General features: G+C 71.9%; 19 protein-coding genes and 1 tRNA gene. 8 read left to right on the forward strand and 12 right to left on the reverse strand.

What is annotated here, in order from left to right:
* Window positions 1-56: 56 nt before the first annotated feature.
* Window positions 57-1001 carry a glycerophosphodiester phosphodiesterase family protein gene (locus tag PLJ28_RS07855; protein WP_298045097.1) on the reverse strand — a complete coding sequence of 315 codons (945 nt, stop codon included), beginning with the start codon at window positions 999-1001 and terminating at the stop codon, window positions 57-59.
* A gap of 95 nt (window positions 1002-1096) precedes the next feature.
* Between PLJ28_RS07855 and PLJ28_RS07860 the strand changes: the two genes are divergently transcribed.
* Window positions 1097-2452 (forward strand): DUF445 domain-containing protein, encoded by a 1356-nt coding sequence (locus tag PLJ28_RS07860; protein ID WP_183530208.1) that lies wholly within the window; start codon window positions 1097-1099, stop codon window positions 2450-2452.
* Window positions 2453-2463: 11 nt separating this feature from the next.
* On the opposite strand, the gene PLJ28_RS07865 is transcribed toward PLJ28_RS07860, so the two are convergent.
* Complete coding sequence (locus tag PLJ28_RS07865) at window positions 2464-3450, reverse strand: hypothetical protein (protein ID WP_183530210.1); 987 nt, start codon at window positions 3448-3450, stop codon at window positions 2464-2466.
* A 132-nt stretch (window positions 3451-3582) separates the two neighbouring features.
* On the opposite strand from PLJ28_RS07865, the gene PLJ28_RS07870 reads away from it, so the two are divergent.
* Window positions 3583-3837: a DUF6458 family protein gene (locus PLJ28_RS07870; RefSeq protein WP_183530212.1), complete on the forward strand. Its 255-nt coding sequence runs from the start codon at window positions 3583-3585 to the stop codon at window positions 3835-3837.
* Here PLJ28_RS07870 and PLJ28_RS07875 read toward each other — a convergent pair.
* The 3 genes from PLJ28_RS07875 to PLJ28_RS07885 form a co-directional block, all read right to left on the reverse strand.
* On the reverse strand, window positions 3831-4571 hold the full coding sequence (locus PLJ28_RS07875; protein ID WP_183530214.1) for an alpha/beta hydrolase: 741 nt from the start codon (window positions 4569-4571) through the stop codon (window positions 3831-3833). The two genes, PLJ28_RS07870 and PLJ28_RS07875, sit on opposite strands and share 7 nt — an antisense overlap.
* 7 nt (window positions 4572-4578) lie before the next feature.
* Window positions 4579-5928 (reverse strand): endonuclease/exonuclease/phosphatase family protein, encoded by a 1350-nt coding sequence (locus tag PLJ28_RS07880; protein WP_183530216.1) that lies wholly within the window; start codon window positions 5926-5928, stop codon window positions 4579-4581.
* A gap of 383 nt (window positions 5929-6311) precedes the next feature.
* A tRNA-Lys gene (locus PLJ28_RS07885) sits at window positions 6312-6384 on the reverse strand.
* A 209-nt stretch (window positions 6385-6593) separates the two neighbouring features.
* Between PLJ28_RS07885 and PLJ28_RS07890 the strand changes: the two genes are divergently transcribed.
* The 3 genes from PLJ28_RS07890 (at window position 6594) to PLJ28_RS07900 (ending at window position 9111) form a co-directional block, all read left to right on the forward strand.
* Complete coding sequence (locus tag PLJ28_RS07890; protein WP_183530218.1) at window positions 6594-7268, forward strand: hypothetical protein; 675 nt, start codon at window positions 6594-6596, stop codon at window positions 7266-7268.
* Window positions 7269-7460: 192 nt separating this feature from the next.
* Window positions 7461-8087, forward strand: coding sequence for a hypothetical protein (locus PLJ28_RS07895; protein WP_324590020.1), 627 nt, complete (start codon window positions 7461-7463; stop codon window positions 8085-8087).
* 16 nt (window positions 8088-8103) lie between these two features.
* Window positions 8104-9111: an inorganic phosphate transporter gene (locus tag PLJ28_RS07900; RefSeq protein WP_298045093.1), complete on the forward strand. Its 1008-nt coding sequence runs from the start codon at window positions 8104-8106 to the stop codon at window positions 9109-9111.
* A gap of 67 nt (window positions 9112-9178) precedes the next feature.
* Here the strand turns inward: PLJ28_RS07900 and pstB are convergent, their stop codons facing one another.
* The 4 genes from pstB to PLJ28_RS07920 form a co-directional block, all read right to left on the reverse strand.
* Window positions 9179-9958: a phosphate ABC transporter ATP-binding protein PstB gene (pstB, locus tag PLJ28_RS07905; protein ID WP_010143600.1), complete on the reverse strand. Its 780-nt coding sequence runs from the start codon at window positions 9956-9958 to the stop codon at window positions 9179-9181.
* 32 nt (window positions 9959-9990) lie between these two features.
* Window positions 9991-11175, reverse strand: a complete 1185-nt coding sequence (gene pstA / locus PLJ28_RS07910) for a phosphate ABC transporter permease PstA (protein WP_183530224.1) — start codon at window positions 11173-11175, stop codon at window positions 9991-9993.
* Window positions 11175-12143, reverse strand: a complete 969-nt coding sequence (gene pstC / locus PLJ28_RS07915) for a phosphate ABC transporter permease subunit PstC (RefSeq protein WP_183530226.1) — start codon at window positions 12141-12143, stop codon at window positions 11175-11177. Before pstC ends, pstA begins: the two co-directional genes overlap by 1 nt.
* A 163-nt stretch (window positions 12144-12306) precedes the next feature.
* Window positions 12307-13392 carry a phosphate ABC transporter substrate-binding protein PstS gene (locus tag PLJ28_RS07920; RefSeq protein WP_183530228.1) on the reverse strand — a complete coding sequence of 362 codons (1086 nt, stop codon included), beginning with the start codon at window positions 13390-13392 and terminating at the stop codon, window positions 12307-12309.
* A gap of 353 nt (window positions 13393-13745) precedes the next feature.
* Between PLJ28_RS07920 and PLJ28_RS07925 the strand changes: the two genes are divergently transcribed.
* Together PLJ28_RS07925 and radA are read left to right on the forward strand one after the other, a co-directional pair.
* Window positions 13746-14906: an FUSC family protein gene (locus PLJ28_RS07925; RefSeq protein ID WP_183530230.1), complete on the forward strand. Its 1161-nt coding sequence runs from the start codon at window positions 13746-13748 to the stop codon at window positions 14904-14906.
* Between the two features lie 68 nt (window positions 14907-14974).
* Window positions 14975-16381: a DNA repair protein RadA gene (gene radA / locus PLJ28_RS07930; protein ID WP_010143605.1), complete on the forward strand. Its 1407-nt coding sequence runs from the start codon at window positions 14975-14977 to the stop codon at window positions 16379-16381.
* 9 nt (window positions 16382-16390) lie between these two features.
* Here the strand turns inward: radA and PLJ28_RS07935 are convergent, their stop codons facing one another.
* Window positions 16391-17122 carry a hypothetical protein gene (locus PLJ28_RS07935; RefSeq protein ID WP_298045090.1) on the reverse strand — a complete coding sequence of 244 codons (732 nt, stop codon included), beginning with the start codon at window positions 17120-17122 and terminating at the stop codon, window positions 16391-16393.
* A 106-nt stretch (window positions 17123-17228) separates the two neighbouring features.
* Between PLJ28_RS07935 and PLJ28_RS07940 the strand changes: the two genes are divergently transcribed.
* Window positions 17229-18170 (forward strand): iron-sulfur binding domain-containing protein, encoded by a 942-nt coding sequence (locus PLJ28_RS07940; RefSeq protein ID WP_183530232.1) that lies wholly within the window; start codon window positions 17229-17231, stop codon window positions 18168-18170.
* An 89-nt stretch (window positions 18171-18259) separates the two neighbouring features.
* Here the strand turns inward: PLJ28_RS07940 and PLJ28_RS07945 are convergent, their stop codons facing one another.
* Window positions 18260-18454, reverse strand: a complete 195-nt coding sequence (locus PLJ28_RS07945; RefSeq protein ID WP_298045089.1) for a CsbD family protein — start codon at window positions 18452-18454, stop codon at window positions 18260-18262.
* A gap of 88 nt (window positions 18455-18542) precedes the next feature.
* Window positions 18543-19055 (reverse strand): amino-acid N-acetyltransferase, encoded by a 513-nt coding sequence (locus PLJ28_RS07950; protein ID WP_010143608.1) that lies wholly within the window; start codon window positions 19053-19055, stop codon window positions 18543-18545.
* Window positions 19056-19392 lie beyond the last annotated feature (337 nt).

Consider the following 19392-nt stretch of genomic DNA (forward strand, 5'->3'; position numbering starts at 1 on the left):
TCGTCGACTTCTCCGCCACCGGCCCGTGGCGCGGCGGCGACCGGCCCGGACCCGCCTCAGTGCCCGGCGTACGCCGGGACGGGCGCGCCGCGCCGGACCACCTGGGCCAGCACCGGTCCCGGCCGGTTCGTGGTGATCTCCTGGACGCCCACGGCCCGCAGCAGCTCCACGTCCTCGGACCGGTCCACGGTCCACACCCGCAGGGTGCGGCCAGCGGCGAGCCAGGCCTTCACGTCCGCCAGGTGGTGACGGACGTAGTCCACGCCCGGGCCCGCCATCCCGGCCCGGCCCTCCCAGATCAGCCGCTCGGCGTCCGCCACGGCCTGGCGCAGCGCCGCCCGCAGCGCGGCACGGCTCAGCGGTCCGAGGCCGAACCGGCCGGCCACCGGTGCGTCCGGCACGGTGGACACCAGCGGGCAGAGGTGGTCGGTGTCCACCACCGGGGCCAGGTACTGCAGGGATCCGGCATAGAAGCTCATGAAGGAGACCTCCACCGCCCCGATCCGGGAGGTCTCCGGATCCCAGCCCGCCTGCAGCAGGCAGGACAGGGCGCGCTCCTCCAGCTCGTGGCCGAACGGGCTCGGATGCTTGAGCTCCAGGGCCAGCCGCACCGGGCGGCCGGCCGCCGCGAGCAGTTCGACCAGCTCCGGCAGCGTGAGCAGTTGCGCCGAGGCCGGACCGTACTCGCCGGGAAGGCGTGCCCCCTTCCAGCCGTGGAAGTCCAGCCGGCGCAACTGGGCCAGGGTGTGGTCGGCGACCGGCCCGGAACCGTCGGAGGTCCGTTCCAGGGTCGGGTCGTGGAGGCAGACCAGGTGCCGGTCGCGGCTGAGGTGGACGTCCACCTCCACGCCGTCGGCCCCCTCGGCGAGCGCGTGCAGGAACGCGGCACGGGTGTTCTCGGCGAAGGCGGCGGAGGATCCGCGGTGGGCGATGACCAGGGGTCGGTGATCCGTAGGATGAGGGTGTTCCGGGCCGGTGACGTGCATCGAGGTGTCGGACACGGGCCCAGCCTAGGAACGGCGGGCACGCGCCGGCCCGCCAGCAGGCGACCTGCTGGTTAACTTGTGCTGACACTTTGACCCCGGCCGGAGGATCCATGGACCAGAACCTTCCCGATGCCGGCCTGCCCGCCTCCGCGCCCGGCCCCGCCCGGGCGCAGCACCGGGCCGACGTCACCCCCGGGCCCGCCGTCACGCCGGGCTCCGCCGGGGCCGGTGAGGCCGAACGCGAGGCCGCCCTGAAGCGGATGAAGCTGGTGGCGACCGGGCTGCTGGTGGTCATGGCCGTGATCTTCGTCCTGGCCTTCGCGCTGCAGGAGAGCTATCCGTGGCTCGCCTACGTCCGGGCGGCGGCGGAGGGCGGGATGGTCGGCGCGCTGGCGGACTGGTTCGCGGTGACCGCCCTGTTCCGGCACCCGATGGGCCTGAAGATCCCGCACACGGCGATCATCCCGCGTAAGAAGGACACCATCGGCGAGTCCCTGGGGACCTTCGTGCAGGAGAACTTCCTGGCCGGGGACGTGGCCCGGGAGAAACTGGAGGGCCTGCGGGTGGCGGACCGGGCGGGCGCCTGGCTGCGCCGGCGCCCGAACGCCGAGCGGGTGGCGCGCGAGGTCTCCGCGACCGCGGAGGGCATCCTGGACGCCCTGGACGACGTCCTGGTCCGGGACGTGCTGGCCGGCCTGGTGCAGCGCCACATGGTCGAGCCCGACTGGTCCCCGACCCTGTCCACCGTGCTGGGCAAGGTGGTCTCCGAGCGGCACCATGACCGGGTGGTGGACCTGGTGGTGGCACGTACCGGGGACTGGGTGGCCCGCAATCCCGAGTTCTTCGTGCGCAGCGTCCGGCGCCGGTCCCCGCAGTGGGTGCCCGAGGTGGTGGACCAGCTGCTGGCCGAACGGATCCATGCCGAGGCCCTGAAGTACCTGGCCTCGGTGCGGGCCGAGCCGCAGCACGAACTGCGCCGTTCCGTGGACCAGTGGCTGGACGAGCTGATCCGGGACATGCGCGAGGACCCGGTCACGCGTGACCGGGTGGAGCAGGCCAAGCGGGACCTGTTCAACGACCCCAGGATGCGCGAGTGGGCCGGACAGGCCTGGGCGACCACGAAGGAGGCCCTGCTGGTCCAGCTGCGCGATCCCGCCTCGGACCTGCACCAGGCCATGGTGGCCGCCCTCCAGGACCTCGGTGGGCGGCTCCAGGAGGACCCGGCCCTCGCGGACCGGGTGGACGGCTGGGCCTCGGACGCGGCCCAGCACCTGGCCCGGGCCTACGGCCCCGAGGTGGTGGGCGTCATCGGGGAGACCATCCAGCGCTGGGACGGCCGCCAGGCCTCCCGGACCATCGAGCTCTACATGGGCAAGGACCTGCAGTACATCCGCATCAACGGCTCGATCGTGGGCGCGCTGGCGGGCCTGGCGATCTACACCGTGGCCCACGCCGTCTTCGGCTGAGGCGGGCGGCCCTACCGGTCCCCGCGGGCCCGCCGGTGGGCCTCGCGGGCGGCCTCGACCTCGGCGGCGAAGGCCTCCGGGTCCTCGCGCCGCAGGTCCTCGAGCGTGCCGTCCGCCGTCAGCTGCTCGAAGTCGGTCTCGATGTCCTCCGCCAGCAGCTCGCCGAACTCCTCCGCGTCGCCCTCGGGGCCGGCGTCGTCCCTGCGGCCCTTCCGGCCGGCCGGCAGGGCCTTGAGCTCGCTGGCCAGGGCTCCGGGGATCGTGGCCGGGAGCGGGCCGAAGAGGTTCTGCGCGGCCCTGACCACGCCCTTGCCCATGACCCGGTTGGCGAGGCCGCCGACGACGGCCCCCACCCCGAAGGGCACCACCCGCCCGAGCATCCCGGCCCCCTGCCGGACGATGAAGCGCTTGATGAACATCCTCTTCATCTGGTTGAACAGCACCTCGGAGACGCCGGCGGAGCCGCTGACCAGAGAGAGCGGCCCGGCCAGCGGGCCCATCCCGCGGCCGTTGGCCTGGCTGGAGAAGTCCCGCAGCATCCGGCGGCCGTCCTCACCGAGCATGACGGCCATGACGAGGGTCTGCGCCCGCTGGGGGTCGTCGGTGGGGATCCCCATCAGCTCGGCCACGGACTGGGCGTAGAGCGCGGTCGCCTCGAGGAAGCCCACGGTCGCGGCCGCGGAGAGTCCCAGCGCCGCGGCCGTTCCCACACCGGGCACGACGGCGGTTCCCCCGACGGCGGCCCCGCCGCCGGTGACCGCTGCCAGGTACTGCCTCCCCAGCCGTTCCGCCAGCTGGGCGGGGGTGTCCTCCGGGTTCTGGCGGCGCAACCGGTTCAGGTTGCGCAGCACCAGCGGCCGCTGCACGTCGAGGGCCTTGAGCACCACCTTCTGGAAGGCGGGGGTGGGGTTGCCCTGCTCGTCGACGACGCGCTGGATCGCGAAGTCGGCGGCCTTCTGGCCCGCCACGCCGGCGATGATGGACTTCTTCTTAACCATGGCTGCCTCCTGCACGTCGGTGACACGATGGGCTGCGCGGTCTGGTCCCGCGCGGCCGTGGTCCTCCATGAAACACTACGCTGACCACGTCCGACCGCGCCCGCGTCCGGACGACCGACTGGAGGAGACCCCATGCGCTTCGGCACGTCCATCGCCCTGATCGCCATCGGCGCGATCATCGCCTTCGCCGTCCAGGACGTGATCCCGGGGATCGACCTGACGATCGCCGGCTACATCCTGATGGCCGCCGGGGCCCTGCTGCTGGTCCTCTCCCTGGTCCAGATGGGCGCCTCCGGTTCGGCCAGCCGTCGGGTCACCGAGTCCCGCAACATCCAGGACCCGCACACGGGGGAGTCCATCTCGCGCAAGGAGACCCGCGACTACTGACCTCGGCTCATCGCCAGGGCGTGCTTCAGGAAGATCCGCACGTCCCGGGCCTCCTCCGCGCTGGTGCCGTGGCCCATTCCCTCGTACGTCCGGGCCGTCAGGTGCGTGTGCTCCTGGAGCCAGGCCGCCGTGTGGGCGATCGCGTCCGGGTTGATGACCAGGTCCTGGACGTCACGTCCCCAGAAGAACGGACGCGGCCCGGGGCCCTCCGGCGGGCTGTCCAGGGTCGCCAGCAGGGGATTGGACAGCACGAAGCCGCTGAGCCCCACCACGCAGTCGAAGGCCTCCGGACGCAGCCGGTACACCGTGGAGGCCATCGCCATCCCCTGGGAGTGGCCGAGCAGCGCCACCGAGCGGAATCCCGCCCCGGTGACCTCCTCGGCGTCGAGCACGTCGAACACCCGGTGAGCCGAGGCCACCACCTCGGCGAAGTCGTTGGTGAGGAAGTAGTCCAGCAGGAACCAGCCCCACGCGCCCGGGTCCGGGCCGCCGGGACCGGAGCCCAGTCCGTCGACGCCGTCGGCCACCGGGTAGGCGCCGGCGTCGATCTCGAAGCCACCGCGCACGGCCAGGCCCGTGGTCCCCTCCGGAAGCATCTCGAAATAGGCCTGGGCGGCCCTCACCTCGTTCGCGCCGTAGCCGTGGATGACCACCACCAGGTCGGTCCCCCGGCGTTCGCCCGCCGGACGGGACCAGACGACGTGATGGCCGCTGGAGAGGGTCTGTCGTTGCACGGCGGGGTCAGTCCATTCCCAGGTCGGTCCACACGAGCCGGCGCTCGGTGACCCGGCGGTCCTCCCCGTCCTCGGCGGAGTCGGTGATCCGGGTCAGGTGGGAGCCCAGCTGCCCGTTGGCCGGCCAGAACACCCCGGCTGCCGTGGCCTCCAGCGTCGCGGACGGCAGCACGTAGTCGGAGCGCAGCAGCTCCACGCCGCCGCCGTCCCGGACGGCCCGGGTGGCCGTCGCGGCATCCGGGTCCGCGGCCAGGGCGCCGGCGGAGCGGGGCGCGGGGTCCTGAATGGCCTCCGACTCCAGCAGGGAGGCGATGGCCGCGGGGTGGTCGCCGTCGAGCGCCCGCTCGGCGCGCGGGCCGAAGTCCCCGACGAGCACGAAGTCACTGCCGGCGGGCAGTCCACCGGCACGTCCCTCGTCGTCCTCGAGGTACCCGGTGTCCCCGGCGTCCCCGGCGATGTAGTCGGCCCAGAAGCGCATCTCGTCGTGGTGCCGTTCGACCGGGGCGGTCCCGGCCCCGGGGTCCTCGGGCTGCGCGGCGAGGACGTGCACGGTCCGGTCGCCGACCCTCACGGGGATGTCCCAGTGGGCGGTGGAGGACAGGCGCAGCACGGACCGCTCGAGCTCCGTGTACTTGCCCTCCGGGATCGCGTTGCCGGGCACCGTGTTCCAGCGCAGGTCGCGGAACGTCCGGATCCCGTCCTCCTCCAGCGGGTGCCGGGAGAACAGGACCATGCCGTGCTGCCCGGCGAACTCACCGGGGCCGAACGAGTCGCCCGGGCCGCCGATCACGCCGTCGTTGTCCAGGTCGGCCCCGGTGTCCACGCCGTTGTTGACCTCCGCGGTGTAGACGTACGGATAGTCGATCCCCTCCTGCCCACCGGTACCGACGGCCAGGTAATTCGTGCGGAAGGACCGCGCGGCGGCCTCACCGCTGTCCACGTCGAAGTCCGTCAGCAGCACGACGTCCGGGGCGGCGCGCTGCACGGTCTCCGCGACCCGCTGGGCCTGGACCGAACCGGGTGCGGCGAGCTCATCGGCCAGCAGGCCCGGGGCGGACCGGGTCAGCCCGGCGGAGAAGGTGGCCACGCGCAGGTCGCCGGCGGTGGCCGCCGGCACCTTCCCGGAACGGGACCACAGCATGTGCCGCAGCAGGTCGGGGTTGGTCGGCAGGGACTCGTCGACGCCGAACAGGGCCATCGGCCCCACGCCCGAGTGCATCGCGGCGTGGGTGGCCAGCCCGCCCGCCGGTGCCGCCGACGCCGCGGGTACGCCGATGACCGCTGCCACGACGGCAGCAGGCACGAGGGCGCCGCCACGCAGAAGCCGCTGACGGAGCGCCCGAGGGGAAGCACTCATGCCTACCAGCGTAGGCACGGACCGGTGGCCTGCGCAGCCCTGTCGGAATGACGACTGGGGGACCGCTGCTCCGCCGCCCGACCCGGCGCCCGGCCGGCGGGGAGGCCGACCGCGGCGGGGAAACCGCGCGGCCACGCGGGATTCGGGCCCCATCGCGGTCCGCCCTGAAGGGCATCCGGGCGCCTCGGGGCCGAGGACGCCACCCCGTTGGGTTATCGAATCTTGATCATCCGGGGGGGCTCGAGACGTTCCTGAGATCAATTCGGCTCGGCGGCGTTCCGTTCCCCTGGCCCTGGCCCCTGGCCCTTGCCCCTTGCCTCCGGGACACGGTGGAGACGACGAAGGCCCCCGGCACGCGTCCCGGCGCCGGAGGCCTTCCCAGGTGGGCCCTGTGGGGATCGAACCCACGACCCGCGGATTAAAAGTCCGATGCTCTGCCAACTGAGCTAAGGGCCCACGGCCTGCCTGCAGGAGGCCGCAGTCCATGCTAGCGGACGGCGGCCGCGGGGTCCGGGGAGATCCACCATCGCGGAGCGAGATCCCACCCGTCCCGCGCTGCACCGGGGCTCCCGGGACGCCCCGCACGCGCGCCCGCGCGCCCGCGCAAGGCGTACCGTAGAAGGGCAGCATCTTCCTTCCCCCTTCTCCAGAGAGGCACCCCGCCCGTGACGTCCCCCCGGAGGCATTCCGGCCGGTCCCCGAGCTCGACGGCGGCCGGCACCGTCCGCCACCATCGGCCCCGCCACTTCGCCCCCGAGCAGTTCGCGGCCTTCGAGGGGGGTCCGGACCCGGCACAGACCGCGGAGGGCGCGGCCCTGCTCGCCCACGCCCTGCTCGACGGCGGCCGGTCCGGTGCCAGCGAGGAGACGGTCGGGCGGCTGGTCGCGCTGGTCGAGGACGCCGGCATCGACACGGTGGCCCGGCTGTGGGCCGACGCTCCCGCCGTGTCCCTCGGTGGTGCCCTGTGGCGCCTGTACGCCCTGCGGACGGCGACCACCCGCAATGGCCAGCTCTGGGCCTCCTGGTACCGCTCCGGTCATGACGCCCACGTGGCCCGCGCCATCGCCGGGGCGATCGAGCCGCCCGGGGCGCGCGAACTGCAGCTGCTCACGGACCACATCCTCACCGGTGCCTTCACGGGGGACTTCGGCGTGGCACTGGAGCGCGCGGCCGCCTACTGCCGCGTGGTCTGCCTGGGCCAGGCGCACCACGCGGAGGCGCTGGACGCGGCCCAGCCGGCACAGGCCACGGCCCTGCTGCGCCAGGCCAAGCGGTTGCTGGGTACGGCCGAGGACCTCGAGGCCGCCGCCGCTGCCTGGCGGGCCGGAACCCTCGACTGAGTATTCCGCGTTCAGCGGCGGGCTGATCCCCGCACCCGAGGTGGACAGTCCGGGGCCGGGGCGCGCACACTGGATACCGGTGCCGGGCCGCGGTAACCCCGGGCTCCAATATTCTGCCGCCATGAGCGGCCACTCGCCGAGAGGCGTTCCCGGTCCGGCACCGCCCCACCCTTCGGGATATCCTGCACGGTGATGAACCTTTCTCTCTCGCGCCTGCTGGCACCGGACCCGGTCAGCCTCGAGCATCTCGCCGCCCTCGCCCAGGGGATGCGCGCCGCCGTCGACCGCGTGGCCCAGCTGATGGCCGCCCCCACGGCGCCCGCGGCCGGAGCCGACCAGGAGCTGACCGTGATCGACACGGAGGCCACCGCCCGTCACATGGCCCTGCTGACCAGCCTCCGCAGCGCCTTCATCACCCCCCTGCCCCGGCAGGACCTGTACCTGCTGGCGGACGGCCTGAACGACGCCGTGGAGAAGATCTGCAACGCCGGGATCCTCATCCTCTTCACCGAGCAGTACCGCCTTCCCGAGGCTCCCCTGGACATCCTGGAGATCCTGGGCCGGCAGGCCGACCTGTTCCGCGACGCCACCGGACAGTTCCGCGACCTCGACGAGCTCGAGGAGACGTGGATCCAGCTCCAGCGGTTGTCCAAGCGGTCCGAGCGGCTCATGACCCAGTGGGTCGCCGGCATGAGCGACGACCTGCTGCAGCGCAACTACAACCGCCAGCGGGAGACCGCCCACGCGCTCAACGCCGCCCTCGCCAGCGTGCGCGGGGTCATCGCCCATCTCGGCAGCATCCTCGTCCGGGAGTCCTGAGCCCGTGCCCGCGGTCATGACGATGATGCTGGTCGTCGTCCTCGCACTGTCCGTCGTCTACGGGCTCGTCAACGGCATGCGCGACGCCCCCAACGCCGTCGCCCTCCCCGTGCGCCAACGGGCCCTGACCCCCGGGGCGGCCCTCCTCCTCGCCGCGGCCATGAACCTGGTCGGCGGCGTGCTCTCCGGCGGATTCATGACGGCCGCCTGGCAGGGCCTCCCGGAGGAGCTGCACGGAGGCGGGCAGGGACTGCTGCTGGCCGGCGTCGGGTTCCTCGTGGCGGTGGGCTGGGGCCTGTTCACCTGGTCCCGCGGCATGCCGGTCTCCATGACCCACTCGATCATCTCCGCGGTCCTCGGCGGCAGCCTCGCCCTGGCGATCACCGGAGACCTCGGACTGTACGCCGACTGGTCGGCCGGGCTCCTCGTCGCCATGATGCTGGGACTGGTCCTGAGCGTCCTGCTGGCCTGGTTCCTGTCCTGGCTGCTCGTCACCCCGGCCACCTGGCTGGCGCGGGACGCCGCGCCCGGCACGGTGAACCACGGATCGCGGATGGCCCTGGCCGTCAGCGCGGCCGCCAACGCCCTCGGCCACGGCGTGCAGTCCGGGACGCGGATGACCTTCGTGCTGCTCCTGGCATTCGCCGGCGCCGGGGCACCGTCCGCCGTGGACTGGTGGGTCCCGCTGTCCGTCGGGACGGTCCTGGCGGCCGGCACCCTGTTCGGGGGATGGCGCATCGCCCACACCCTGACGGAGCGGATCGTCGACCTCGATCCCCTGCGGGCCGGCATCGCGTCCCTGGTCAGCGCCGCACTGCTGTTCGTGGGCGCCTATGCCCTGCACCTCCCGCTGTCCTCCACGCACGCCACGGTGGCCTCCATCGTCGGGGCCGGGCAGAACCAGCCCTACACCTCGGTGCGCTGGCCCGCGGTGTCCCGGATCGTGGCCTACTGGGTGGCCACGCTGCTGGTGTGCGCCGGCGCCGCCCTGCTGATCACCGCGGCCGGCTCCCCCCTGCTCTGAGCGGCCGGCGGACGACGACGGGGTGGGACCCATCCTGGGTCCCACCCCGTGGAGCGTCGCGCCCGGATCAGCCGAAGCGGCCGGAGACGTAGTCCTCGGTCTGCTTGTTCGAGGGGTTGTTGAAGATCACCGAGGTGTCGTCGTACTCGATGAGCTTGCCCGGCTTGCCGGTGCCGGCGATGTTGAAGAACGCCGTCTTGTCCGCCACGCGCGCCGCCTGCTGCATGTTGTGGGTCACGATGACGACGGTGTAGTTGTCCTTGAGCTCGTTGATGAGGTCCTCGATCGCCAGGGTGGAGATCGGGTCCAGTGCCGAGCAGGGCTCGTCCATCAGGATGACGTCGGGCTCCACCGCGATCGACCGGGCGATGCACAGGCGCTGCTGCTGGCCGCCGGACAGGCCGGAACCCGGCTTGTCGAGGCGGTCCTTGACCTCGTTCCACAGGTTGGCGCCGCGCAGCGACTTCTCCACGATCCCGTCCGCGGTGGACTTGGACATGCGAGTCCCGTTCAGCTTGTAGCCGGCCAGGATGTTGTCCCGGATGGACATGGTGGGGAACGGATTGGGCCGCTGGAAGACCATGCCGACCATGGTGCGGACGGTGACCGGGTCCACGCCCGGGTCGTAGATGTCCTCCCCGTCCAGCAGCAGCCTGCCCTCGGCCCGGGCTCCGGGCAGGACCTCGTGCATGCGGTTGATGGTCCGCAGGAAGGTCGTCTTGCCGCAACCGGAGGGCCCGATGAACGCGGTCACGGACCGCGGCTCGATGTTGATGTTGACGCCCTCCACAGCCCGGAAGTTGCCGTAGTAGACGTTCAGGTCGACGGCGTCGATGCGCTTGGACATGTGTCTTTCCTTCTCCTTGTGGTCTGCTCGGCTCAGCGGCCGGTCTTCTTCGGCGCGAAGGCCTTGGCGACGATGCGGGCGATGAGGTTGAGCAGCATCACGATGACGATGAGGACCAGGGCCGCGGCCCAGGCACGCTCAGCGGACGGGTCGGCCGCGGCGGGCGCGGTGGGATTGATGAGCTGGCGGTAGATGTACACCGGCAGGGCGGTCATCCAGCCGTCGAAGGGGTTCCAGTTGGTGGTGGCGATATACCCGGCCGTCACCAGGATCGGGGCCGTCTCACCCGTCACGCGGGCGATCGACAGCGTCACGCCGGAGGCGATGCCGGACATGGCCGTCGGCAGGACCACCTTGAAGATGGTCCGCCACTTGCGCACGCCGAGGGCGTAGGAGGCCTCCCGCAGCTCGTTCGGCACCACCCGCAGCATCTCCTCGGTGGAGCGGACGACCACCGGGATCATCAGCACGGACAGCGCGATGGCCGCGGTGAGCCCCATCTTGACCATCTGCAGCTGGCGCGGCCCGTCCCCGATGAACGTGGTGATGACCAGCTGGACGGCAGCGAAGGCGAAGAGGCCGGCCACGATGGAGGGGATGCCGGTCATGACGTCCACGAAGAACACGATGGCCCGGGAGAACCAGCCGCCGCGGCCGTACTCCACCAGGTAGATGGAGGTCAGCAGGCCGATCGGGACGGAGATGATGGTGGCCAGCAGGGTGATCATCAGGGTGCCGACCAGTCCGTGCAGGAACCCGCCGGCCAGGGGGGCGCCCTCGGTCTGGGTGGCGATGTCGTCCGATCCGGTGACGCCCTGCATGTCCCGCCACAGCAGTTGCGGGGTCTCCAGGAGCGTGGGCAGTCCGTTGGCCGCGACCGTCCAGATCACCGAGACCAGCGGGATCAGCGCCAGGAGGAACGCCGCCCAGACCAGGTTCCGCCACAGCCCGTCCGTGGCCCGCCGGGCGTTCTCGATCACCCGGGTGGCCAGGTACATGCCGAGGACGTAGAGGACCGCAGCGATGATCAGCCATCCCACCCAGCTGAAGCTGCCTCCGCCCAGCAGCGCGGTGATGCCGGCGGCCACCACGAGGGCACCCGCCAGCACGGCGATCCAGGTCCAGCCCGGCTTCTGCCCCGCGGTCAGGGAGTTCTTCTTCTTCCCACCGGGCACGGAGGTGCGCTGCGGTGCGGCGGTGTCGTTCGAGATGGTCATCAGTTCGCTCCCGAGAATTCCTTGTGGCGGCTGACGATCCAGCGGGCCACCATGTTGACCGCGAGGGTGATGATGAACAACATCAGGCCGGCGGCGATCAGCTCAGACTGGCGCATGCCGAAGGCCTCGGGGAAGTTCAGGGCGATCTCCGAGGGGATGGTCGCATTGCGACCGGACTGGATCAGGCTCCAGGAGAAGATGCCCGGGGACAGCACCAGGGTCACGGCCATGGTCTCGCCCAGGGCGCGGCCGAGGCCGAGCATGATCGAGGAGACGATGCCGGCACGGGCGAACGGGAAGACGGTCATCTTGATCATCTCCCACCGCGTGGCGCCCAGGGCGAGGGCGGCCTCCTCGTGCAGCTTCGGCGTCTGCAGGAAGATCTCACGGCACAGGGAGGTGATGATCGGCAGGATCATCACGGCCAGGACGACGCCGGAGGTCAGCAGGGTGCGTCCGGTCGTGGTCGGGGTCCCCCCGAACAGCGGGATCCAGCCCAGGTACTCGTTCAGCCAGGCGTAGATCGGCACCATCGCCCCGGCCAGGACCGTCATGCCCCACGCGCCGAAGACCACGGAGGGGATGGCGGCGAGCAGGTCGATGACGTAGCCGACGGGAGTCGCGATGGACCGGGGCGCGTAGTGGGAGATGTACAGGGCGATCCCGACGGCCACCGGGGTGGCCAGCAGGATGGCGATGATCGAGGCGATCAGGGTGCCGGCCATCAACGGCCAGACGTACTGCCAGAAGGTGTCGGCGCTCTCGATGCTGTCCTGGTCGGAGAACGCCTCGGGCCACAGGGCCGGGAGCGACTCGATGAGCAGGAAGACCGCCACGAAGGCGAGGACCAGCAGGATCACGATCCCGGCGGTGAGCGCCAGGCCGGAGAAGACGCGGTCTCCCGCCTCGCCGCCGCGCGAGCCCTTGAGCGACGTCCTCCTGGACGGCTCGGTGGCTGTGTCAGTCACGGTGACTCCCTTCGGAGTTCGTGGTGCGGGCGGTGCTCCCGCATCCCGGGGATGGATGTCCTAAGAGGAAATGGCGTTCACAGCATGGCACAGCCGCCGGCCCTCACGAGGAAGGACCGGCGGCCGCAGCACGTGCTACCCACGTCCGGTGTGAGTGGGGATGTCAGCCCTGGACGGTGATGCCCTGGATGTTCTCCAGGGCGGCCTCGCGGGTGGCGTCGGAGATCGGGGCGTTGCCCGCGGACTCCGCGGCGGTGGCCTGTCCGTCCTCGGACACGACGTACTCGGCGAAGGCCTTGGCCATGTCGGCGGTCTCCTGGTCCTGGTACTGGTGGCAGAAGATCTCGTAGGTGACCAGGACCACCGGGTAGACGCCGGCCTCGGTGGTGGTGCGATCGAGTTCGAGCGCCCCGGCGAGCCCCTCGCCGGCGGTCTCCACGGCGCGGGCGGCGGCCTCGGAGGAGTACGGCACGTACTCCTCGCCGACCTTCACGGCCACCGTGCCCAGGTTGCCGATCTGGGAGGCGTCGGCGTAGGTGATCGCGCCGTCGGTGGACTGCGCCAGGGAGACGACACCGGAGGTCTGCTGGGCGGACTCGGCGGTGATCTCGGTGGGCCAGGTCTCGACGACGTCGTAGGTCCAGGACTCCGGGGCGGCGGCGGCCAGGTAGTCGGTGAAGTTCTCCGTGGTGCCCGAGTCATCGGCACGGTGCACGACGGTGATCTTGGTGTCCGGCAGCTCGGTGTCCGGGTTCTGCTTGGCGATGACCGGGTCGTTCCAGGTGGTGATCTCGCCGGTGAAGACCTTGGCGATGGTGTCGGCGTCCATGTTGACCTGGTCGACGCCCTCGAGGTTGAAGGCCACGGCGACCGGGGAGATGTAGGCCGGGACGTGGAAGACGCCCTCCGGTCCGCAGACGGACTCCGCCTGGCTGATCTCCTCCTCGTCCATCGCGGCGTCGGAGCCGGCGAAGGAGTACTGTCCGGCCAGGAAGCCCTCGCGGCCGGAGCCGGAGCCCACCGGGTCGTAGGAGACGGTGAGGTCCGGGTGGACCTCGGTCACGCCGTTGGTCCACGCGGTCATGCCCGCTTCCTGCGAGGAGGCGCCACCGCCGATCAGGTTGCCCGCGACGGAGCCGTTGCCCTCGGCCGCGGTGTCCGAGGAACCGTCGTTGCCGCCACAGGCGGTCAGGGCGAGAGCAGCGACGGAGAGGACCGCAGCGGAGCGGCCAAAGCGAAGAGCCTTCACAGAATTGCCTCTTTCAGGATGGATGACAGTGCGGGAGAGGACCTACCCCCGGCTACCAGTGGTCACATGGCGCGGGATTCGGGTGCCGCAGGCCTCGTTCCGCGGTCGAACCTATGGGGGGAAGGTGAAGCACTGGGCGGTCGAAGATTAACGCGACGTTAACGAGAGCCCGTTCCTCCAGGCTCCCGCACGGCTGCGGGACCGGTGCATTCACGAGATGACAGGGCAGGGAGCGCCAGCCCGTGACCCATCCCTCACGGGAGCGTGAGAAACCTCACCATGCAGCGTCCGTGGTTCCGCGTGGGCTGCCGGGGACCGTCGTCGGCGAACGGTCCACACCCTACTCTGGTCTCATGCACCAGCAAGCGACCGGTTCGTCCGGCCCCACCGCCCTGCGGGGGGGCTGGTCCCGGGCCCGGTCCTTCGTCGCCCGGCGGGCCCGCACCGGGGCCGCGCGGGCGCGCGCGGCGGTGGTCCCCGCGGCGCTGAGCGCGGTGTGCGCGGTCCTGGCCTACGCCTTCGCCGAGTTCGTCCTGGGGCACGAGGACCCGTTGTTCGCCGCCACCGCCTCGCTCATCGCCCTCGGCTTCAACCGCGAGCCCAAGGTCCGCAAGGTGCTCGAGGTGGCGGCCGGCTGCACCCTGGGCATCCTCGTCGGCGACCTCATGCAGGCCGTCCTCGGCCAGGGCTACTGGCAGGCCGTCCTGGTGGTGTTCACCTCCATCATGGTGGCCCGCTTCCTGGACTCCGGGGCCGCCTTCACCCTGCAGATGAGCCTGCAGTCCATCCTGGTCGTCCTGTTGCCCGCCGCGGAAGGCGGTCCCTTCACGCGCAGCGTCGACGCCGTCGTCGGGGGGTTCATCGCCCTGCTGGTGACGCTGCTGTACCCGAAGAACCTGCAGAAGGAGGCCGCCACCGGGCTGCGGGACCTCTACGCCACCGTGACCCGGACGCTGCGCGACTGCTCGGAGGCGCTGCGCAACCACGAGTCCCGCACGGCCTGGATGGCCCTGGTGGCCTGCCGCGGAACCCAGTCCGCCGTGGACAACCTGCACAAGGACGTGCGCAATGCCCAGGAGGTGGCGACCTTCTCCCCCACCCAGCGCCGCTCCCGGCCCGTGCTGGAGTCCACCGCGCAGACCGTGGAGAAGTCCGACCTGGCGGTGCGCAGCCTGCGCATCGTGGCCCGGCGGGTCATCAGCGTCATCGACCACGACTCCCTCGACGAACAGGGCACCCTGCTGCTGGCCGACTGGTTCGACGAGGCGGCCGACGCCGTCGAGATCCTCGGCCGCTCCCTCGGGGAACCGGCCGCGCGCGGCCGGCACAAGTCCCTGTCCGTGGCCCGCGACGCCCTGGGCGGCGCCGCGGGGCGCCTGGATCCCGCGGAGCTGGGCGCCACCTCCCTGCACGGGGAGGCCCTGGTCATGTTGTTGCGGCCCATGATGGTCGACTTGATCGAGGCCACCGGGTCCTCCCACGACGACGCGGTGGCCTACCTGCCGCCCCTGTGAGGCTCCCGCGCGCCCACGGCCACCGGGTGCGCCCCTAGCGCGTCCGTGCGCGCCATTAGCCTTGGTCCATGGCTACCAAGACCGCCAAGCGCGTGAACCCCGGCTACCGCTGCAGCGAATGCGGATGGACCACCGTCAAGTGGGTCGGCCGCTGCGGGGAGTGCCAGGCCTGGGGCACCGTGGTCGAGACCGGTGCGGACGCGACCTCCGGCCGCACCCCGGCGGCCACCATCGCCGTGCCCGCCGTGCGCATCGGTGACGTGGACGCCTCGCAGGCACGCTTCCACACCACCGGCGTCTCCGAGCTGGACCGCGTGCTGGGCGGGGGACTGGTACCGGGCGCCGTCGTGCTGATGGCCGGCGAACCGGGCATCGGCAAGTCCACGCTGCTGCTGGACGTGGCGGCCAAGGTCGCCCGGCACCGCCGCCCGGAGGGCGACACCCGTACCGTGCTCTACGTGACCGGCGAGGAGTCGGCGGCCCAGGTACGGTTGCGGGCCGACCGCATCGGGGCGGTGGCGGACACCCTGTTCCTGGCGGCCGAGACCGACCTCGGCCGGGCACTGGGACAGATCGAGAAGGCCGATCCGGACCTGCTCATCGTGGACTCCGTCCAGACGCTGCAGTCCCAGTCCGTCGAGGGCACCGGGGGCGGTGTCACCCAGGTCCGGGAGGTGGCGGCCAGCCTGATCAACGAGGCCAAGTCGCGGAACATGACCACCGTGCTGGTCGGGCACGTGACCAAGGACGGCTCCATCGCCGGGCCGAGACTGCTCGAGCACCTCGTGGACGTGGTGTGCCAGTTCGAGGGCGAACGCCATTCGCGGCTGCGTCTCGTGCGGGCCGTGAAGAACCGGTTCGGCCCCACGGACGAGGTGGGCTGCTTCGACCTCGGTGAGGCCGGCATCCACTCCCTCGAGGACCCCTCCGGGCTGTTCCTGTCCGGCACCAAGGAACCGGTGGAGGGCACCTGCGTGACCGTCACCCTCGAGGGACGACGCCCCCTGGTGGCCGAGGTGCAGTCACTGCTGACGCCGTCCGGACAGGGAGCGGCCCGGCGCACGGTCAGCGGCCTCGACTCGGCACGCATCACCATGATCCTGGCCATCCTGCAGCGGCGGGCCAACTTCCCGCTCACGGACGACGACTGCTACGTGGCCACGGTCGGCGGCGTCCGCCTGACGGAGCCGGCCTCCGACCTCGCCGCAGCCCTGGCGATCGCCAGCGCCAAGCTCCAGGCGCCCGTGCCTCCGGGCATGATCGCCTTCGGCGAGCTGGGCCTGGCCGGGGAGGTGCGGCCGGTCCCCGGCATCGGGCGGCGGATCCGCGAGGCGGCCCGGCTGGGCTTCCGCCGGGCGGTGGTGCCCGTCTCCCCCGAACCGCTGGGTGATGTGCCCGAGAACGTCACGGTCTCCGAGGTGACGAGCCTGAACGAGGCGCTGGGCACCATGCGCGCCTGGGTGAACGGGACGTGACGGACGGCGCTACTGCAGCGTGAAGGACACCGGCTGGGCCTGCAGCTCTCCCAGGGACACCTCGAGGCGGTAGGTCCCGCTTCGCGGTTCGGATCCCACCTCAGCGCACCCCGGTGCCGAGCGCACGCGGGGCCACGTGAACCGGGACCGCTCCTGATCGTCCGGGGAGATCTCCATCATCGCGTCGTCCCCCTCCACCTGGCAGTCCTGCGTGGAGAAGATCCGGTCCGATCCGGAGTACACCGTGAACACCTGCTGGCTGGTCCCGAGGTTGGCCGCGCAGGGTTCATCCCCCGTGTTGTCCACCCGCAGCTCGAGCACCGGGTCCTCGCCCTCCGGGTACGACTGGCGGTCCGTCGCCCCCGAGATCACCAGGTCGCCCGGCTGGCACGCCGTGGCGCCGAGGGATCCCGCCGTCGCGGACGGGGAGGCCGAGTCCGAGGGGTCCGCCGTCGGCTCGCCGCTCGCCGGGTCGGCGGTACCCGGGGTGTCCGTGCCCGTGGCCTCGGTGGGCGAGGCGGGGGCGGGAGTGTCCGTGCCCGTGGCCCCGGTGGGCGAAGCGGGGGCCGTCACGGACGGGCTGGCGTTGCCACCGGGGTTCCCCGACTGCTCATCGCCCCCGGGCCGGAACAGCGAGATGATCCATCCCACCAGTCCCACCACGAGCGCGAGCACGAGCACGAGCAGCACCAGGGCGACGATCCGGCGACGCCGGTACACCTCGGGGGACTGCGGACGCATCAGATCGCTGTTTCGAGGGTCGCCGGCCATGCCACCAGCTTAAGGACCATCCCCCGTGGACCGGACCGGCCACGCCGGACGGGCCCCGGACAGTACAGTGGATCGCATGCCTGATCCCCGCTCCGCGATGTCCACGCCGGAGATCACGGCCACCCTCCACCGCAGGATCAACGACTGGTTCGCCGACCACGGCCGGGACCTGCCGTGGCGCGCTGCGGACTGCAGCCCCTGGGGCATCCTCGTCAGCGAGATCATGCTCCAGCAGACCCCCGTCAGTCGCGTCCTGCCGGTCTGGACCGACTGGCTCGACCGCTGGCCCGCCCCGCGCGACCTGGCGGCGGCACCGGCCGCCGAGGTCCTGCGCGCCTGGGGCCGGTTGGGCTATCCCCGCCGTGCCCTGAGGTTGCAGGCCGCGGCGGCCGCCATCGCCGCCTCCCCGGACGGGGAGGTCCCCCGGACGGCGGGTGAACTGCTGGCCCTGCCGGGAGTCGGTGCGTACACGGCGGCCGCCGTCGCCTGTTTCGCCTTCGGCCGTCCCGAGGTGGTGGTGGACACGAACATCCGGCGGGTCCACGCCCGGCTGGTGTCCGGCCGGGCGCTGCCGGAGAAGTCCCTGACGGCAGCGGAGACGGCGCTGGCCCGCGACCTCATGCCGATCCAGCGCGAGGAGGCCTGCCGGTGGAACGCCTCCGTCATGGAACTCGGGGCGCTGGTCTGCACCGCCCGCTCCCCGCGCTGCGGGGAGTGCCCCGTGGCCGATCTCTGCGCCTGGCGCGCCGCGGGCATGCCGGAGCCCCACTACCGGCCGAGCGGCCAGGCCTGGTCCGGCACCGACCGCCAGGTGCGAGGTGCCGTGATGGCCGTGTTGCGCGAGCAGGGCTCCGTACTCGTCGCCGCCCTTCCCCAGCACCCGACGGCGGTCGCCCGGCTGGGTGCCCACCGCCCGGCCGAGGCCCAGTGGGAGCGCTGCGTGGCGGGTCTCGTCGCCGACGGCCTGGCCCGCAGGGACGACGACGGCCCGGAGGCCGCGCTCAGCCTGCCTCGCTGAGGGGCGTCCGGGCCGTCGGACCGGGGGTACCGTCCCTGCCTGCGGTGGCGGGGCCGTCACCGGGGACGGGGGTGCACCGGGAGGGGACGTCAGTGCTTGTCGCCGCCGAAGACGCGCTTGGCCGCGTCCTTGATGTCCTCACCGGCGTTCTTGAGGTTGCCCTTGACCTCGTCGGCCTTGCCCTCGGCCTTCAGGCGGTCATTGTCGGTCGCCTCGCCGAGGCCCTGCTTGAGCTTGCCCTTGGCTTCCTCGGCGCTGTTCTCCATGCGATCTCCGGTGCCCATGTGGCCCTCCCTGATCTCACCGGCCCCGGCCCGCTGCCGGCGGCCTGTCCCAGGAATCATCCTCGTCGGCATCCGGCAGGGCAAGCCGTCAGAGGTGATGGATCATCCGGGTGTTGCCGAGGGTGTTGGGCTTCACGCGCGCCAGGTCGAGGAACTCGGCCACGCCCTCGTCGTGGGAGCGGAGGAGCTCGGAATAGACCTCCGGATCCACGGCGGACTGGTCCTCCATCACCTCGAAGCCGTGGCGGGTGAAGAAGTCGACCTCGAAGGTCAGGCAGAACACGCGGCTCACGCCCACGTCCCGGGCCCGGTCCAGCAACCGGTCGAGGAGCTTGTGTCCCACCCCGTGCCCGCGCCAGTCCGAGGCCGTGGCCAGGGTGCGGACCTCGGCGATGTCCTCCCAGATCACGTGCAGGGCGCCGAACCCGGCCAGTGACCCGTCCGGCGCCTCGGCCACCACGAACTCCTGGATCGACTCGTAGTAGGCCACCGCCTCCTTCTGCAGCAGGACCCGTCGTTGTGCCAGGGGCTCCACGTGGTCACGGATCGCCGGGACGTCCTGTGTCCGTGCGGGCCGGATGAGCAGCTGCGTGGGTTCCATCGGTTCAGTCTAGGACCGTGCGGCGTTCACCCGTCGGCCGTGCCCGTCACCCGGGTGCCACCGGTGCCGCGACCGGGCCGGTCGGGCGACGGACCCGGCGTGGGCCCGGACGGCGAAGGACCCGCCCCCTGTCCGGGAACGGGTCCGTGCACGTCGATGGCGACCGGGGCGGTCGGCGGGGCTCAGTTGCCCTGTTCGCCCTGCTGGTCCTCCCCCTGGCCGCCGAGGAACTTCTCCTGGGCGCCGTCCACGCCCTGGTTGCCCTGGTCACCGAGCTTGTCCCCGTGCTGCTCCTGGGCCTGGTCGATTCCCTCGTTGTTCTTGTCGCCGTGCTGGT

Source organism: Citricoccus sp. (genome assembly GCF_035445025.1).
Classification (GTDB): Bacteria; Actinomycetota; Actinomycetes; order Actinomycetales; family Micrococcaceae; genus Citricoccus.

Excerpts from the sequence above, each read along its gene's own strand:
- PLJ28_RS07860 (WP_183530208.1), top strand. The coding sequence starts at position 1,097 with ATGGACCAGAACCTTCCCGATGCCGGCCTGCCCGCCTCCGCGCCCGGC.
- PLJ28_RS07865 (WP_183530210.1), bottom strand. The coding sequence starts at position 3,450 with ATGGTTAAGAAGAAGTCCATCATCGCCGGCGTGGCGGGCCAGAAGGCC.
- PLJ28_RS07870 (WP_183530212.1), top strand. The coding sequence starts at position 3,583 with ATGCGCTTCGGCACGTCCATCGCCCTGATCGCCATCGGCGCGATCATC.
- PLJ28_RS07880 (WP_183530216.1), bottom strand. The coding sequence starts at position 5,928 with ATGAGTGCTTCCCCTCGGGCGCTCCGTCAGCGGCTTCTGCGTGGCGGC.
- PLJ28_RS07895 (WP_324590020.1), top strand. The coding sequence starts at position 7,461 with ATGAACCTTTCTCTCTCGCGCCTGCTGGCACCGGACCCGGTCAGCCTC.
- PLJ28_RS07900 (WP_298045093.1), top strand. The coding sequence starts at position 8,104 with ATGACGATGATGCTGGTCGTCGTCCTCGCACTGTCCGTCGTCTACGGG.
- pstB (WP_010143600.1), bottom strand. The coding sequence starts at position 9,958 with ATGTCCAAGCGCATCGACGCCGTCGACCTGAACGTCTACTACGGCAAC.
- pstA (WP_183530224.1), bottom strand. The coding sequence starts at position 11,175 with ATGACCATCTCGAACGACACCGCCGCACCGCAGCGCACCTCCGTGCCC.
- PLJ28_RS07925 (WP_183530230.1), top strand. The coding sequence starts at position 13,746 with ATGCACCAGCAAGCGACCGGTTCGTCCGGCCCCACCGCCCTGCGGGGG.
- radA (WP_010143605.1), top strand. The coding sequence starts at position 14,975 with ATGGCTACCAAGACCGCCAAGCGCGTGAACCCCGGCTACCGCTGCAGC.
- PLJ28_RS07935 (WP_298045090.1), bottom strand. The coding sequence starts at position 17,122 with ATGCGTCCGCAGTCCCCCGAGGTGTACCGGCGTCGCCGGATCGTCGCC.
- PLJ28_RS07940 (WP_183530232.1), top strand. The coding sequence starts at position 17,229 with ATGCCTGATCCCCGCTCCGCGATGTCCACGCCGGAGATCACGGCCACC.
- PLJ28_RS07945 (WP_298045089.1), bottom strand. The coding sequence starts at position 18,454 with ATGGGCACCGGAGATCGCATGGAGAACAGCGCCGAGGAAGCCAAGGGC.
- PLJ28_RS07950 (WP_010143608.1), bottom strand. The coding sequence starts at position 19,055 with ATGGAACCCACGCAGCTGCTCATCCGGCCCGCACGGACACAGGACGTC.